Source organism: bacterium, assembly GCA_019637795.1.
In the GTDB taxonomy this organism is placed as follows: domain Bacteria; phylum Desulfobacterota; class Binatia; order HRBIN30; family CADEER01; genus JAHBUY01.
This window is the reverse complement of record JAHBUY010000008.1, coordinates 232,038-248,023: the sequence shown is the minus strand read 5'-3', so window position 1 is coordinate 248,023 and position 15,986 is coordinate 232,038. Positions and strand designations below refer to the sequence as shown.

11 protein-coding genes are annotated in these 15,986 nt (G+C 73.5%); 5 read left to right on the top strand and 6 right to left on the bottom strand.

What is annotated here, in order from left to right; translation table 11 throughout:
• Positions 1-5: 5 nt before the first annotated feature.
• A complete protein-coding gene (locus KF840_24580) occupies positions 6-2,669 on the bottom strand; it encodes a glycosyltransferase family 39 protein (GenBank protein MBX3028076.1) in 2,664 nt (887 codons plus the stop codon).
• A 146-nt stretch (positions 2,670-2,815) separates the two neighbouring features.
• On the opposite strand from KF840_24580, the gene KF840_24575 reads away from it, so the two are divergent.
• The 4 genes from KF840_24575 (at position 2,816) to KF840_24560 (ending at position 7,046) form a co-directional block, all read left to right on the top strand.
• Positions 2,816-4,510: an amidohydrolase gene (locus tag KF840_24575; protein ID MBX3028075.1), complete on the top strand. Its 1,695-nt coding sequence runs from the start codon at positions 2,816-2,818 to the stop codon at positions 4,508-4,510.
• A 40-nt stretch (positions 4,511-4,550) separates the two neighbouring features.
• Positions 4,551-5,270 carry a type I 3-dehydroquinate dehydratase gene (locus KF840_24570; GenBank protein MBX3028074.1) on the top strand — a complete coding sequence of 240 codons (720 nt, stop codon included), beginning with the start codon at positions 4,551-4,553 and terminating at the stop codon, positions 5,268-5,270.
• Between the two features lie 88 nt (positions 5,271-5,358).
• The gene (locus tag KF840_24565) at positions 5,359-5,841 is read left to right on the top strand and encodes a MaoC family dehydratase (protein ID MBX3028073.1); all 483 of its coding nucleotides are present in this window, start codon (positions 5,359-5,361) and stop codon (positions 5,839-5,841) included.
• 86 nt (positions 5,842-5,927) lie between these two features.
• Positions 5,928-7,046 carry a DegT/DnrJ/EryC1/StrS family aminotransferase gene (locus KF840_24560; protein MBX3028072.1) on the top strand — a complete coding sequence of 373 codons (1,119 nt, stop codon included), beginning with the start codon at positions 5,928-5,930 and terminating at the stop codon, positions 7,044-7,046.
• Positions 7,047-7,115: 69 nt separating this feature from the next.
• Here KF840_24560 and KF840_24555 read toward each other — a convergent pair whose 3' ends face one another.
• Complete coding sequence (locus KF840_24555) at positions 7,116-10,496, bottom strand: AAA family ATPase (protein ID MBX3028071.1); 3,381 nt, start codon at positions 10,494-10,496, stop codon at positions 7,116-7,118.
• Between the two features lie 151 nt (positions 10,497-10,647).
• On the opposite strand from KF840_24555, the gene KF840_24550 reads away from it, so the two are divergent.
• On the top strand, positions 10,648-11,118 hold the full coding sequence (locus KF840_24550) for a nuclear transport factor 2 family protein (GenBank protein MBX3028070.1): 471 nt from the start codon (positions 10,648-10,650) through the stop codon (positions 11,116-11,118).
• 54 nt (positions 11,119-11,172) lie between these two features.
• On the opposite strand, the gene rlmD is transcribed toward KF840_24550, so the two are convergent.
• The 4 genes from rlmD to KF840_24530 are packed head-to-tail and all read right to left on the bottom strand — an operon-like array spanning position 11,173 to position 15,977.
• On the bottom strand, positions 11,173-12,360 hold the full coding sequence (gene rlmD, locus KF840_24545) for a 23S rRNA (uracil(1939)-C(5))-methyltransferase RlmD (GenBank protein MBX3028069.1): 1,188 nt from the start codon (positions 12,358-12,360) through the stop codon (positions 11,173-11,175).
• Between the two features lie 34 nt (positions 12,361-12,394).
• Positions 12,395-14,074, bottom strand: a complete 1,680-nt coding sequence (locus KF840_24540; protein ID MBX3028068.1) for a dockerin type I repeat-containing protein — start codon at positions 14,072-14,074, stop codon at positions 12,395-12,397.
• A 45-nt stretch (positions 14,075-14,119) separates the two neighbouring features.
• Positions 14,120-14,962 carry a zf-HC2 domain-containing protein gene (locus KF840_24535; GenBank protein ID MBX3028067.1) on the bottom strand — a complete coding sequence of 281 codons (843 nt, stop codon included), beginning with the start codon at positions 14,960-14,962 and terminating at the stop codon, positions 14,120-14,122.
• A gap of 55 nt (positions 14,963-15,017) precedes the next feature.
• Positions 15,018-15,977, bottom strand: coding sequence for a hypothetical protein (locus tag KF840_24530; GenBank protein MBX3028066.1), 960 nt, complete (start codon positions 15,975-15,977; stop codon positions 15,018-15,020).
• Between the last annotated feature and the right edge of the window lie 9 nt (positions 15,978-15,986).

The window sequence follows — 15,986 nt, the reverse complement described above, 5'->3', positions numbered from 1 at the left end:
TAGCGTCAGGCGCCGGGCGCCGGCGCCGCGGCGGCGGGCGGCGCGGCGGCCGGCGGCGCGGCGGGCGCAGCGAGCGCGGCGGCGCTCTCCAGCGTGAGCTGCTCGGTCTGCGCCGTGTCGTCGCGCCCCTTGATCTGGAAGAAGGCGAACGGCGCGCCGTCGCGATGGGCGACGCGCAGCTCCACCGGTTGCCCGGCGGCGACATCCGCCGCCGGCACCAGCAGCCGCCAGGCGCCGGAGAGGTAGTTGCCCTGCTCCTTGGGCAGGAACTCGAGCACGTACGGGCCGCGCGTCCAGCGCTGCGGGGTCGGGAAGCGCTGGGTGGGGAAGCTGAGCGCATAGTGGCCGTTCACCCACAGCTCGGCGGTGCCGGGCTGCTCGCTCAGCGCGGCGGTGAAATCGAACACGGTGGGCGCTTTGGCCGGCACCGGGTCGGTGGTCCACACCACCTCGCCGCCGCCGTCCTCCAGCGCCTCCCACCAGGCGGGCGCGTTGCCGCGGTAGTCGCTGTAGAGCTCCGAGAAGCGGCTCGCCCGCACCGCGGCGGCGAAGCCGTCGACCTGCTGGGTCGGCACCTCGGGCGCGCCGGCGGCCGCCGGCTCCGGCATCGCCGCGACGACCGTCACGTCGGGCAGGTCGCGCCCCTGGTTGTCGGTGATGCGAGCGGTGAAGAACCAGTCGCCGTTCTGCTTGCACACCTTGAGCAGCAGTTGGTTGGCCCCTTCGTGCAACTGGATCGGCCAGCGCTGCGGCGCCGGCGGCACCGGCACCATGCGCTCGGTGATGGGGTTGCCGTTCAGCCACGCCTGCACCGGCTGATTGGCGGCGCCGATCTCGAGCACCGCGTGGCGGGCGCTCGGCACCTGCACCTGGGTGGTCGCGTAGCCGCACATCCACTCGAGCGGCTTGCCGGCGACGTCGGCGGCGCGGCGGAAGCCGGCGTTGAGGTCGACGCGCACGAACTGCGGCAGCACCCGCCGCCAGTACACCGGTCCCCAGGCGCCCTCGACGGCGCGCGGCTGCACGTCGGCGGGCGTGATGTAGGGACGCTGCACGCCGGCGTCGCCGCGGTTGTCGAACGGACCGAGCAGCAGCCAGTCGCGGATGAAGCGCTTGCGCCCGCGCACCTCGGCGATCACGTACTCGGTGCGGCCGTTCGGCTGCCGCACCCGGTGCAGCTCGCTGTAGTCGTCGAACAGGCGGAGGTCGTCCTCGCGCAGCGCCGCCAGGATCGGCTTCCGCAGGTCGTAGCGATCGTACTCCGCCGGATCGAGGATCAGGTAGCCGTAGTCGCGCGCCGTCGCCGGGCCGCCCGGCCGCTCGGTGTTGTAGAAGGCGGCGAAGATCTGCGGCATGTTCACGCGCACGGCGGTGAGCAGCAGCGTGTCGTACTGATCGCGCCGCGCCTCCATGAAGTCGATCGCTTCGCGGTAGCCGTACTGGAAGTCGTCGGCCGCCTGCGCCGGATAGCTGGTGGTGTAGGCGGTCCAGTAGCGTCGGCCCTCGACCGCCAGGCCGGCGACCAGCGCCAGCAGCGCCGCGGCCTGGGCGGCGCCCGCCGCCGCGCGCCAGGGGATCCGGCGCAGCGCGTCGAGCACCAGCGTCGCGCCGGCCGCCGCGATCATCACGAAGGCGCCGACGCCGATGAATCCGCGCGACGCGCTCGGCGCCTCGTTCATCAGCGCCGGCGCCACCGCGTAGAGGGCCAGCCACCACAGGAAGAGCTTGCCCTCCGGCCGGCCCGGCCACAGGCACCAGAGGATGCCGAGCCCGAGCAGCGGCAGGAACGTCCAGTAGAGCTCGCCGAAGCCCGGCACCGCATGCCGGGTCAGCGGATCGCCGCTCTCGAACAGGAAGCCGCGCGAGAAGAAGCGCTCGTACTGGTCGAGGACCCGCCGCGCGTTCTGCTCCACCGTCTGGCTCGGATTCAGCGTCGTGGTGCGGCTGAAGTACTGTCCCGAGCGGTCGCGGTGCGACAGGTCGAACACCAGCACGGGCATGGCGGTCAGCAGCGTCAGCACCGCCGCCATGATGACGGTGCCGCGCACTGCCCAGAGGCGGCGCGCATAGAGCAGCAGCGCGCCGAGCAGGAACATCGGCACGAACAGCTTCGCCGGCCCGTAGGTGTAGAAGCAGAGCGCGAACAGCGGTCCGGCCAGCAGCAACCAGCGCGGCCGGCCGCGCACCCCGGCGGCGAGCGCCGCGAAGGCGAAGACGAAGATCGCCGGGAAGGTGATGAGCTCGAAGGCGATGCGGCTGAAGTGGACGTGCCACGGCACCACGGCGAGCAGCAGGGCGGCGAGCAGCCCGCCCAGCGCGCCGAAGACGATGCGCCCGAGCAGGCCGACGCCGATCACGGTCGCCACCCCGAACAGCGCCGAGGTGAGGCGGATGCTGAATTCGCTCAGCCCGAACAGCCCCACCGGCAGCATCGCCGAATAGATGAAGACGGGGTTCTTGTAGCTGACGCCGAACGACCAGACGTAGAGCGGCCACGCGGCCCCGGTCTCGTCCCTGCCGGTGTGCAGCAGCGACCAGGCGTTGAACCCCAGCCCCGCCTCGTCGCAGAACAGTCCGGGCGGCAGGTCGCGCAGGCCGACGATGCGAATCGCCGCCGCGCCGGCGGCCAGCGCCAGCAACCCCACCCAGAACCGCACCCTCGGCGTCACGGGCGCGGAGCCTATCGGGAACGCCGCGCGGGCTCCAGCCCCACACGATCCTCGACCGAGAACGAAGCGGCGGAGCGCGCTCGGGCGCCGCGTCGCTGCCACGAGCCGATTCTCCGTGGAGGCGCGTCTCTGCTATTCGGCGCGCGATGGCGCTCCACGCATTCGACCGCCTGATCCTGCACAACGCGGCGATCCACACCATGGACGACGCCGCCGCGGTCGCCCCGGCGGTCGGCTTCGCCGGCGGGCGGGTGACCGCGGTGGGAACCCTGGACGCGGTGCGCGGCGCGACGCCGAACGCCGAGGAGCGCGACTTGGCCGGCGCCGTCGTCTACCCGGGCTTCATCGACGCCCACCACCACTTCTGCTTCGCCGCCACCTACGCCGCCTTCCCGGAGATCCGCTGCCCGCCCTGCCGCACGCTGGCGGACGTGCTGGCACTGGTGGCGCAGGCGGCGGCGCAGACGCCGGAGGGCGAGTGGATCGTCCTGGTCGGCTTCAACGAGCACAACCTGGCAGAGCGGCGGACGCCGGATCGCCACGACCTCGACCGCGTCGCGCCCAGCCACCCGGTGCTGCTCATCCACTTCACCTACCACGAGGGCGTCCTCAACTCGCTCGGGCTGCGCGCCGCCGGGCTCGACGCGCTGCGCGACGATCCGCCCGGCGGGATGCTCGGCCGCGCCGCGGGCGGCGCCCCTGACGGCCGGGTCTACGAGCGCTGCTTCGGCGCCGCCGAGGCGGTGGCGCGCCACGGCCGGCTCGCCGCCAGCCGCGAGGGCTGGTTCGCGATCGAGAACGCCTACCAGGAGCGCGTCCTCGCCGCCGGCATCACCCACGTCTGCGACGCCGCGGTGCCGGCGTCGATGGAGGCGCTCTACCGCGAGTGGCAGCGGCGCGGCGAGCTGCACGTCGGGGTGACCATGATGCCGCTGGGCGAGAACATGTTCGCGGTGCCGGCGGACCGCCTCGACGGCGCCGCCACCGGCTGGGCCGACGGCCGGCTCGCGCTCGGGCCGCTCAAACTGTTCACCGACGGCGGCACCAAGTGCGCGCTGTGCATCACCCTGCACGACGCCATCCGCCAGTTCGCCGCCATGCTGCTGCGGACGCTCCGCCACCGCTCCCTGGCGCCGTGGCGGCTGGCGCTGCAACAGCCGGCGCGCTGGGGAACCGACCGCCGCCTGCACACCGGCCTGCTGTACTACGAGGACGAGGCGCTGGAGGCGGTCATCCGCGCGGCCTGCGCGCGCGGCTTCTCGGTCGGCATCCACGCCGGCGGCAACGTCGCCATCCGCCAGGCGCTCGCCGCCCTGGCCGCCGTCTATCGCGGTGCCGCCCTGCCGCCGCGCATCGACCATTTCTTCTTCCTCGAGGAGGAGGCGCTGCGGCGCGCCGTCGACCTCGGCGTCCACGTCGTCGTGCAGCCGGTGCAGCTCTACGACACCGGTCCGCTGCTGCGGCAGACCGGCATCCCCCCCGCCCTCGCCTACCAGGCGCACCGCCGCATGCTGGACGCCGGCCTCACCCTGGCCGCCAGCTCGGACGCCCCGGTCTTCACCTTCGACGTCATCGCCGCCATCGACACCGCCGTCCGCCGCTGCACCGCCGACGGCGCCACGCTCGGCCGCGAGCAGGCCATCACCGCCGCCGAGGCGCTGCGCCTGTACACCCGTGGCGGCGCCGCGACCCTCGGCATGGGCGGCGAGATCGGCGTCCTCCGCCCCGGCGCCCGCGCCGACGCCGTGATCCTGAGCGAGGATCCGGCGACCGTGCCACCGGCCCGGCTGCGCGAGGTCGGCGTGCGACGAACCCTCGCCGGCCGCGTCGAGTGGCGCTGATCGGCTGGCGCGCCCCGCCGGCGCGTGCTTCCCTACCGCCATGCTGCGCCTCGGCGATCTCGAGCTCGGCACCATGCCGCGCATCATCGCGGCGGTCACCGACCGCGACCTCGCCGACACCGGCTGGGCGGCGCTCGCCGACGCGATCGAGCTGCGCGTCGACCAGTGCCACGCCCTCGACGTCGCCGCCGCGCGCGACACCTGCGACGCGCTGCGCCGGCTCGGCAAGCCGCTGCTGGCCACCGTGCGCTGGCGCGCCGAGGGCGGCGGCAGCGCGCTGACCGACGCGCAGCGCCGCGCCCTCTACGAGGCGCTGGTCGGCCGCGCCGACGGACTCGACATCGAGTTGCGCGCGCCGCTGTGCGACGAGATCGTCGCCCTGGCGCGGCGCCACCAGCGGCTCGCCATCGTCTCCGCCCACTGCTTCGACGCGGCGCCGCCGGACGCCGTGCTCCGCGAGCTGCTCGCCGCCGGCGCCGGCCGCGGCGACGTGGTCAAGATCGCCGCCGCGGTCGGCGGCCCGCGCGATCTCGCCCGCCTGGTCGACCTGCTGCGCGCCCCGGGGCCGCCGCGCATCGTCATCGGCATGGGCGCCGAGGGCGCCGCCAGCCGCGTCTTCTTCCCCCTGCTCGACTCGCTGCTCACCTACAGCTTCGCCGGCGCCCCCACCGCCCCGGGCCAGATCGCGCTCGCCCCGCTCTACGACGCGCTGCGGGAATACTCGCCGGCCTTCGCGGCGACCCACGCCCCGCGCCGTTGACCGGACCGCCGGCGCCCGTGTTGAAACGCCCGCGGCGCGCGTACTACACGGCCAGGGTTCCCCCATCACGCCCGATCCAGGAGGACTCATGCAGGACATCCGCTTCGACGACATCGACGCGCTGCGCGCCAAGGTCAGCGACACCTTCGGACCCTGGGGCAACGAGGTCGAGGTCACCCAGGACATGATCAACAAGTTCGCCGACCTCACCGGCGACCATCAGTGGATTCACGTCGACGTCGAGCGCTGCAAGAAGGAAAGCCCGTTCAAGACCACGATCGCGCACGGCTTTCTGACCCTCAGCCTGCTGCCGACGCTGCGCGCGGCGTCCGACCACCGCATCGTCGGCTACGGCAACGCCACCAATTACGGCTCCGACAAGCTGCGCTTCGTCAGCCCGGTGCCCGCCGGGTCCAAGATCCACGCCCGTGCCCGCCTGGTCGCCGTCGAGGCCAAGCCCAAGGGCACGCAGGTGACGCAGGAGATCGCCGTGCACGTGGTCGGACAGGACGACCGCCCAGCGCTCACCTACACGATGCTGGTGCTGTACCACCCGGCGGTCAAGAAGTGAGGAAGTGAGCCGGTCAGCCCGCGCGCCGCGGCGCCAGGGGCGCCACTGACGCTCCGGCCCATGGGCTGACCGGCGCACGCCGTCCCGTGCCCGTCCCCCTGCTCGATCTCGCCGCCGAGTACCGCAGCCTCCGCCCCGCCATCGACGCCGCGCTGGCGCGGGTCATCGACCGCACCGCCTTCGTCGGCGGCGACGAGGTGCGCGGCTTCGAGGCCGAGCTCGCCGCCTATCTCGGCGCCGCGCACTGCGTCGGCGTCGCCAACGGCTCCGACGCGCTGGAGCTGGCGCTGCAGGCGCTCGGCGTCGGCCGCGGCGACGCCGTGCTGACGGTGCCGTTCACCTTCGCGGCCACGGTCGAGGCGATCGTCCGCTGCGGCGCGACCCCGCTCTTCGTCGACATCGGCGACGACTACACCCTGGACGTTGACGCCGCCGCGTCGCAACTCGCGCAACGCCCGGTGAAGGCGATCATCGCCGTCCACCTCTACGGTCAGCCGGCCGACATGGAACGCCTGCTGCCCCTCGCGCGCCGTCACGGCGCGGCGCTGATCGAGGACGCCGCCCAGGCGCACGGGGCCTGGTGCACGGTCGCCGGCGCCCGCCGCCGCGTCGGCACCATCGGCGACGTCGGCTGCTTCAGCTTCTATCCGACCAAGAACCTGGGGGCGATGGGCGACGCCGGCGCCGTCACCACGATGCGCGCCGATCTCGCCGAGCGCGTCCGCCTGATCGCCACCCACGGCGAGAGCAGCAAGTACGTGCACGCCATCCCCGATGGCCGCAACTCGCGCCTCGACGCCATCCAGGCCGCCGTGCTGCGCGTCAAGCTGCGCCACCTCGACGACTGGAACCGCGCCCGCCGCGGCGTCGCCGCCCGCTACGCGTCCGGGCTCGCCGGCCTGCCCATCGTCCTCCCGGGCGAGCGCCCCGGCGTCGAGCACGTCTACCACCAGTACGCCATCCGCAGCCGCGATCGCGATGCGCTCCAGCAGGCGCTCACCGCCCGGGGAGTCGGCACCGGCATCCACTACCCCCGTCCCCTGCACCTCCAGGAGGGCTACCGGCGGCTCGGCCACCCGGCCGGCTCCTTCCCCGCCGCCGAGCGCGCCGCCGCCGAGGTGCTCTCGCTGCCGATGTCGCCGTTCCTCGGCGAGGCGCAGATCGAGGAGGTCGTCTCGGCCGTGCGCGCCGCTGCGGCCTCCTGACCCGGCAACGGGCGCGCACAGTGCAGGACCGCGCGCAGGAGCGCGGCCCGCCCCCCTGCTCTTCGCCGCTCAGGCGGTGGCGCGACTCCCCGATGCGGCCTGCGCCTGCAGCATCGGGATGGCGCCGGCGAAGCGCGAGAGACCGATCGCGGCGCAGAGTGACCGCGCTCGCTCGAGGGCCTGCTGGGCGTCGCGCGCCAGGTCGCGGTCGAGCGCCAGGCGGGCGGCGGCGACCGAGAGTTGCGCCTGGATGCCACGGGCGCCGACGGCCTCGGCAACGCCCATGGTGCGCTCGACCAGGCGCTCGGCCTCGGCCCAGGCGGAGGGGCCGAGGCGAACCAGCACGTCGGCGAGCGCGGCGCCGGCGAGGATCTGACGATAGCGGCCGGCGGCGCGCTCCAGGGCCAGGCGGGCGACGCGCTCGGCGCGACCGATCTCGCCCAGCGCCAGGAAGGCATCGACGATCGGCTGGATGGACACGATGGCGTTGCCGCCGCGCTCGATCCCCTCTTCGAGCAGGTCGCCGACGGCGCCGACGGTGACCGCCTCGCCGAGCGCGACGCGCGCCGCGAGCAGCAGGGCGCGGGCGCGCTGCAGACCGGCGAAGTTGCCGATCTGCTCGGCGGTTTCGAGACCGCGCGCCGCCCAGCGGCGGGCCTCCTCGTGCTCGGCGCGCTGCAGATGCAGTTGCGCAAGCAGCACGCTGCTGCCGGCGCGCACGGTGTGGCTGCCGGCGCGGTCGGCCATGGCGAGGGTCTCGCCGGCGCGGTGAAAGGCGAGCTCGAGCTCGTCGCTCGCCTGCAGGATGCCGTCGTGCATCAGGCGCGCCGCCAGGTACATGTCGGGGGCTCCGGGGAGCTCGGCGCGTTCCTGCAGGCCGCGCTCCACCCATTCGATGGTCGTGCGGGCGGCGTCGAAGCGGCCGTCGAGCAGGTAGTGCCAGGCGACGGCGCGCGAGGCGCTGAGCGCCTGGATGATGTCGTCGGACTGCCGCGCCTCGGCGACCGCCGCCTCGGTGATCGCCACGCCCTCGGCGAAGCGCTCGGGGTCGACGGTCAGCAGCATGCCGTGCATGGTGCGCAGCAGGCTGGCGGCCTCCTTGGCGCCGAGCGCCTGCGCCAGCTCGCGACCGCGCAGCGCCGCCCGTTCGGCCTGCGGATCGGCGGAGCTGCCGTACAACACCGTGACCCGGGTGAAGCCGACCGTCGCCTCCATCACCCAGCGCTGGACGCGCCCGTCGGCCGGGGCATCGGCGAGCAGCGCCTCGCCGATCTCCCAGGCCTGGCGGAAGAGATCGCTGGCGGTGCGGTAGCTCGGGAGCTGCTCGGCCTCGGCGGCGGCGCGCAGCAGGGTCTCGACGGCGCGGGCGCGGTCGTCGCTGCGCGCGAAGTGGTGCGCCAGCAGGGCTGGCCGCGCCAGCGCCGCGTCGCCGGCGCCCGACTCGAGCAGCGTCGCCACCCGGCCGTGGAGCTGGCGGCGTTGCCGGTGCAGCAGCGAGTCGTAGGCCACCTCCTGGGTCAGGCTCTCGCCGAAGCGGTACTCGTCATCGGAGAACAGGCTCTTGCGGTGCATGACGCCGCGGCGCAGCAGCTCCTCGAGCGCTCCCTCGACGTCGACCTGCTCGTCGGCGAGCAGGTGCGCGAGCTGCTGGCGCTGAAACTGGCGGCCGAGCACGGCGGCGATCTGGGCGACGCGCTTGGCCGCGGCCGGCAGGCGATCGAGCCGCGCGGCGATCACCTCGCGCACGCTGCCCGGGATCAGGATCTCGTCCACCGGCCGGGTGAGGCGCACGGCGCCGCCCGCGCGCTCCAGGAACCCCTCTTCCGACAGCGACCGGGTGATCTCCTCGGCGAAGAACGGGCTGCCTTCCGCCTTGGCCAGGATGCGCGCCTCGAGCTCGTCGGGCAGCGCCCCGCCGGCCAACGCGCGGGTGATCCGCCGCACGTCGCCGTCGAGCAGCGGCCGCAGGGAGATCTGGGTGAGCGCCGCCTCGGTGCGCCACTGCGGCCGGTACTCGGGGCGATGGCTGACCAGGATCATCGCCTGCGAGCGGCTGAGACGGGTGATCGCCATCTCCAGCAGCTCCTGCGACGGCTCGTCGATCCAGTGCAGGTCCTCGAGGATCAGGATCACCGGCCCGCGCCGGCTCTCGCTCTGCACCAACCGGGCGATCGCCTCGAAGGTCTCGCGCTTCAGCCGCTCGAGCGGCAGCTCGGCCGGCACCGGCGCCGGCACGGAGAGGACGCGACAGAGCAGCGGGTAGGCGTCGTCGATCTGCGCCATCGCCTTGCCGAGCCGGCGCTCCACCTTGCCGCACGCGGTCGCCTCGTCGTCGCTCGGCGAGAGGTCGAAGTACTGGCGCAGCATGGCGACGAACGGCGCCAGCGGGATCGACTGGCTCAGCGCCGCGCAGCGCGCCTCGAGGAAGGTGACCGCCTCGTCCTCCTCGAGCAGCCGCTGCTTGAGCTCGTAGATCAGGCGCGACTTGCCGCTGCCGGCGGCGCCCACCAAGCTGACGAGTTGGGTGTAGTGCCCGCCGAGGCGGCGGAAGCAGCTCGCGACCTGGGCCAGCTCCTCGTCGCGTCCGACCAGGGGCGTCAGGCCGCGCTCGGCGGCGACCGACATCGGGCTCGCCAGCTCGCGCGCCTCCAGCACCTCGAAGGCGGGGACCGGCTCGCGCTTGCCCTTCACCTCGAGGCGCCCCACCGGGCGCAGGCGCGCGAAGCCGCGCACCAGGCGCGCCGTCGCCTCGCTGATGAGGATGGTGCCCGGGCGCGCCAACTGCTCGAGACGGGCGGCGAGATTGGTGGTATCGCCGATCGCCGTGTAGTCCATCTTGAGGTCGTTGCCGACCGTGCCGACGACCACCGGACCGGTGTTCAGACCGATGCGCGCCGGCAGCGCGACGCCGCGCTCGCGCTGCAACTGCTCGTTGAAGTGGGCCAGCGCGTCGCGGATCGCGAGGGCCGCCAGGACCGCGCGCTGAGGGGCGTCCTCGTGCGCCACCGGGGCGCCGAAGAGGGCCATGAAGCCGTCGCCCGAGAGCTGCGTGACGATGCCCTCGAGACGGTAGATCTCGTGCATGGCGAGGGCGACGTACTGTTCGAGCACCTCGCGGTAGACCTCGGGATCGAGGCCACTGGCGACGGCGGTCGAGCCGGCGAGGTCGCAGAACAGCACCGTCACCTGCTTGCGCTCGCCGGGAATGCCCTGCGCGTCGCGGATCTTCTGCGCCAGCGACTCGGGCACGCTGCTCGGCGGCTCCGGCGGTTCCGGCGCCGACGCCGCCGGCCCCTCGGCGGCGAGCGGTTGGCCGCAGTCGGGACAGAACCGGAAGCCGGCCTCGACCTCGGCGCCGCAGTTGGCGCACGCCTGCGTCGCGCGCGCCCCGCAGGCGTGGCAGAAGGACTTCCCCGGAAGCAGCGTCGTGCCGCAGGCCCGACAGCGCATGGCGGTGAGCTTCCGTGCGCGCGGCCACCTAGTCAAGCGGGGGCGGCCACTCGACGAGCCGGCGGTGACCACGGCGTCGGCAACGCCACGGCCACGGAGAACGCGGAGGAGACGACGCGCGGCCGGCCGCGGCCACCGCCCGCGCGGAGAGTTGACGCAGCGCCTGCCCGGCTGGCAGAGCGACGGCATGGAGGCGGTGCGGGCGCTCATCGATCGGGCGGCGATCCACGATCTGATCATGCGCTATGCGCGCGGCGTCGATCGGCGCGATCTCGCGCAGGTGGCGTCGTGCTTCGCCGCCGACGCGGCGTACGAGGGCTCGCTCGGCAGCGGCGGCATCGACGTCGTGCTGGCGGCGCTGCGCGAGCGCATGCCGCGCTACCGCACCACCATGCACTTCCTCACCAATCCGCTGATCGAGGTGCGGGGCGATCGCGCCTCCTGCGAGACCTACGCGCTCGTCTACCACCGCCTGGAGACCGAGGACGACGCCGAGGACTTCATCGTCGGCGTCCGCTACCTCGACGAGTTGGCGCGCCAGGCGGAGGGCTGGCGCATCACCAGCCGGCGCACGACGATGGAGTTCCAGCGCTACGACGCGGTGGTGCTGCCACCGACCTGACGCGCGACGTGCCCAGGTGATCGCTCAGTGGTCGCCGGCCTCTGGCGTCGCCGGTCACGCCGCGGTTCGCGTCAGCAGCGCGACGCATTCGACGTGGTCGGTCTGCGGCAGCATGTCGAAGGGATCGACGCGGTCGGTCCTCCAGCCGCGGCCCGCGAACCAGTCGAGATCGCGCGCCAGGGTGTTCGGATCGCAGGAGACGTAGACGATGCGCGGCGGCGCGGCGCGGGCGATGGCGGCGCGGGTGGGCTCGTCAGCGCCCTTGCGCGGCGGGTTGAGGGTCACCAGGTCGACCGCCGGCAGCGCCTCCGTGAGACGGGTCATGCCGGCCGCCGCCGGCTCGGCGAAGAAGCGGACGTTGTGGAAGCCGTTGAGGCGGATGTTGAGCTTGGCATCGAGGATGGCGTTGGCGGACTCCTCGACGCCGAACACCTGGCGGGCGCGGGTGGCGAGACAGAAACTGATCGCGCCGACGCCGCAGTAGAGGTCGACGGCGATGGTGTCGGGCTGCGGATCGGCGAGCGTCAGGACGCGCTCGTAGACCTTGCGGGCGACGCCGATGTTGGCCTGCAGGAAGGCGCCGGCGCGGCTGCTGAGGGTGAGACCACCGACCCGCTCGAGCAGCGACTGCTCGCGGGTGACGGCGATGAAGCGCTCGCCGAAGATGACGTTGCCCTGCGAGCGGTTGAGGTTGAGCGCGACGCTGCGCACGCTCGGCAGGCGGCGCAGGCGGCCGAGCAGGGCCGCCTCGCCGGACCAGTTGCGGTCGCGCACCACCAGGATCACCTGCGCGCTGTGTTTCCACGCCGAGGCGCGCACGACGACGTAGCGCAGCCAGCCGCTGCCGCTGCGCTCGTCGTAGATTGGCGGGTCGGTCGCCGCCACCGCCTGGCGGACGCCGGCCAGCACCTGGGTGATGCGCGGGTCGTGCACCGGGCAGCGGCTGATGTCGACCACCTGGTGGGTGCCGGGCCGGTAGACGCCGAGCAGCAGGCCGCGGCGGGCGGCGCGGGCCACCAGTTTCGCCTGGTTGCGATAGCCGAAGACGCGCGGCGAACCGACGATGTCGCCGACGGCGACGGCGGCGAGCCGGGGATGGGTCGCCAGCGCGGCGACGACCCGCGCGCGCTTGAGCGCCAACTGGCGGGTGTACGCGGTGCCGATCAGGGCGCAGCCGGCGCACGCGGGGGCGTGCGGGCAGATCGAATCGACCGCCGGCGGAGCGGACGGAGGCGCGCCCATGCGCCTCTTCGGTTACTACGCGGCGGCGCGAATGTCAGGGGCAGCCATAGAGCGCGGCATTCACGGCGGCGATGACGTCGTTGATGGTGAGCACGCCGTTGCCGTCGGCGTCGGCGGCGGGACAACCGGCGAGCGGCGCGCTCTGGATCAGGATCGTCAGCACCTGGGTGAGGTCGGCGATCGAGACCCGTCGATCGCCGTTGCAGTCGCCGGCGCAGGCCATGGGCGGCAGGGTCCGGGTGGCGGTGGGCGTCGACCCCGTGCCGGTCGGGGTGGGCGTCGCCGTCGAGCCCGGGCTGCTGGGCGTCGCGGTACGGGTCGCGGTGGCCGGCGGCGTCCGCGTCGCGGTGGCCGTCGGCGGCGTCGCGCGGGTCGGGGTCGCGGTGGCGGTCGGCCTCGCGGTCACGCTCGGGGTCGTCGTCTCGCCGATGCGCACGACGATCTCGCGCGGCTGGCCGAATTCCCCCTCGTCGCCGTCCTTGACGCGGGCCGCGACGATGGTGTCGCCGGGGGGAAAGCTCCAGGCGGTGGCGATGAGGCCGCAGAACTGGATGCGCGAGCCGCGATCGACGAAGCCGAAGCCGAAGGCCTGGTCCGAGCGCGTGCAGGCTTCGATCGAGTTCTGCCGGGCGACCAACTGGCCGGCGCCGTCGACGAAGCGGCAGCCCATGTCGTGGATGGTGTCGCGCGCCATAGGGGAGTCGTCGAAGCGGAACGGCACGGTCGCCGGCACGCCGCCGAGGAGCGGCGGGGCGGTGTCGCAGACCACCGCGCTGCCGTCGCCGAGCGGGCGCGACTGGATCATCTGCATGTCGGGGTCCATCAGCGTTCCGCCGGCAAAATAGGGCGCCGGATAGACGCCGGGATTGTGCCGATTGGCCCCGGCGCGCGCCTCCAGGACCAGCGAGAAGCCCTGGCCGTACGGGTGTTTGAAGATCGGCCGGCCGGCGCCATCGAAGCCGCTCGGCTTGAGCGGATCGTTGGCGGCGTTGGCGACCAGGAAGGTGGTGATGACCGGACCCTCCGGGCAGGCGTCGTCCGAGAATTCGATGCGGTATGGGCGCCGGACCGGCTGGTCGCAGGCGCTGATCAGGGCGGTGTAGAGGCCGTCGCCACGGTCGGGATCGATGCTCACCTGGCCGGCGCACGGGCCCTGGAGGGCGAGCTCGACGCCGTCCGGTCCGAAGAGGCGCAGCAACGGCGCGCCGAGCCCGTCGGTGTAGTTGAGGCGCAGCGTCACCCGCTCGCCGGCGTGCAGCGAGAGGAGAAACGAGTCCGCTTCACCGGGCACCGCGAAGCCGATGCCGTCGGGCGTCGCGCCGCAGAGCAGCGGCCGGCCGCAGTTGCCACCATCGTCCGACACGACGTTCAGCGAGACCGTGTACTGGCCGTCGTTGCTGCCGCCGCACTGCGAGATCTGCAGGTCGAGCGGGCCCGGCACGGCGGTGAACTGGGCCACCCCCTGGCAGGTGTCGGCGAGCGTGCCGCCGGGCCCGGACACCCGGATGCGGAGCAGCCCGAGCGTCGTGCCGACGTCGGCCGCCTGGATCACCACCGCCGACCCCACCCGTGGGGCCAGGGTGTAGTGATGCGTGGCACCCGCGGCGAGCGCGCGCGACACCGGCACGCCGCAGACGAGCGACTCCTGCGCACCGGCCGGGGCCGCGAGGAGCAGTCCGGCCAGCGCCAGCGCCGCCAGGCGCATGGTGCTCACGCGTCGACGCCCGCGGCGCCGGCGCTGTGCATCGTTGGCCACCGGTTACTCGAAGGCCTCCCGCAGGATCCAACCGGACCGCCCATCGTCGAGGCGCACCTCGTACCAACCGCGCTCCTCGCCGGCAACCGCGACCGTGGCACCGCGCCCGACGGTGCCGAGCGGATCCGACTTGCCGCTCGGCCGGCTGTACATGGTGGTGCTGTCGGCGGTGACCCGCAGGCGCACCGTCGATGGCGGCAGGGCGCGGCTGCGTTCGCCGCCGTCCGGCCCCGTCGATGGCAGCGAGCCGACCGCGACCATGAACAACGCCGTGGCGGCCACCGCCAGCGGCGCCAGCACCGGCACCCGCAGCCAGGCGCGCAGACGCTCGAGAAGCGACGGACCCGCCTCCCGCGCCAGGGCCGGGTGCGGACGCGCTCCCGCCGCCGTCGGCACCGCTGCCGGCGCCAGCTCCGCCAGCGCGGCCGGGAGCACCGCCTGAGCGCGCCGGACGACGTCGGCCGGGATGGGGGCGGCGACGTCTCCCAGCACGCTCAGGCGACGGTGGAGCTGCGCCAGCGACGCGACGCAGGGGTCGCAGCCGCCGACATGGGCGGCAATGGGGGCGCGGTCGCTGCCGCCCAGCGCGCCGCTGACGTAGAGCACCAACTGCTCCTCGCTGGCGCACCCGGATCCGCCGAGGCCGCCGCCGAAGCCCGCCTCACCGGCGCCGAACCCTTCGCGCAACCGGCTGGTCACCGCCTCGCAGCGCGGACACGCGCCGAGGTGGGCGGTGACCTCTGCGGCGGTGGGGCCACTCAGCTCGCCATCCGCGAAGCAGGACAGCACCTCGAAATCGGGACACGGCGCGCCGCCGCCCGATGCGGTTTCCCTGAGGTCAGTCATGATGGTTCACTTTCCGCCGCGGCACGCGGCCGCGGCTTCGCATGCGCTCGTCGGCTCAGGACCGCGCCGCCTGGTCCAGGTGCGCGGGCATCTCGATGTTCGAGCCGACCGTTCCGACCTTGGTCAGCAGCTCGCGCCGCAGGCGCGCGATCTGCGAGCCGATGTTGCCGATGCTGGTGTTGAGCATCGCCGCGATGTCCTTGTAGGGCGCCGTCACCTTGCGCCGCTGCGCCTGGGCGAGCAGCTTGGCGCGCTGCTGCCGGCGGCGCTGGATCTTGCGCTCGAGCTGCAGGCGCTCCTCGCGCAGCCGCTCGGCCGCCATGCTGGTCGGCGGCAGCGCCGACAGGTCGTCGCTGATCCGCTGCACCCGGCGCTCGTAGAGCTGGATCCACGCCTGCACCGCGTCCAGCGCGTCCTCCATGCGCTTCAGGCCCGCTTCGCGCTCGCGCACCGTGGCGCGGAGCCGGTCGATGCGCTCGAGCACCTCGGGGACATCGCAGCCGGACACCTGCGCCAGATAGCGCACCTCCGACGGCTGGAACTCGTAGTCCTCGACGTAGAGCAGCTTCATCACCACCGACTTCGACGGGGAGAGATCCCCCAACATCTGCCGAAACGTCGTGCTGTCCATCTGCCTGTCGCCTTCACTGGTTGTGGCGCGGTCGGCAGCCCCCGGATCGGGCAATTCGCCAAGCGTCTCGATCGATACGGTTTCGATCTCGCGCACGCCGCGCTTCCATTCGAGCACGAGATCGTCGAGCACGAAGCCGAGCAGATAGGCGCGGAACGGCGCCCGCCCCTCGTACGTCCGCACCCGCCGGAAGATCCGCCCGCGCTCGAAGGCGAAGACGTAGAAGTCCCCCGCCTCGTCCGGCGGCACCCGGTAGACCCGCATCGGATAGCCGTAGATCAACTCGCCGTAGCGCCCCTGGAATTCGGTCGCTGCCTCGACCTCTCCAGCGAGGCAACGCCCGATCAGTTGCCGAGCCTCCTGCGCCTCGTCTAGCGAATCCAACCTGCCCTC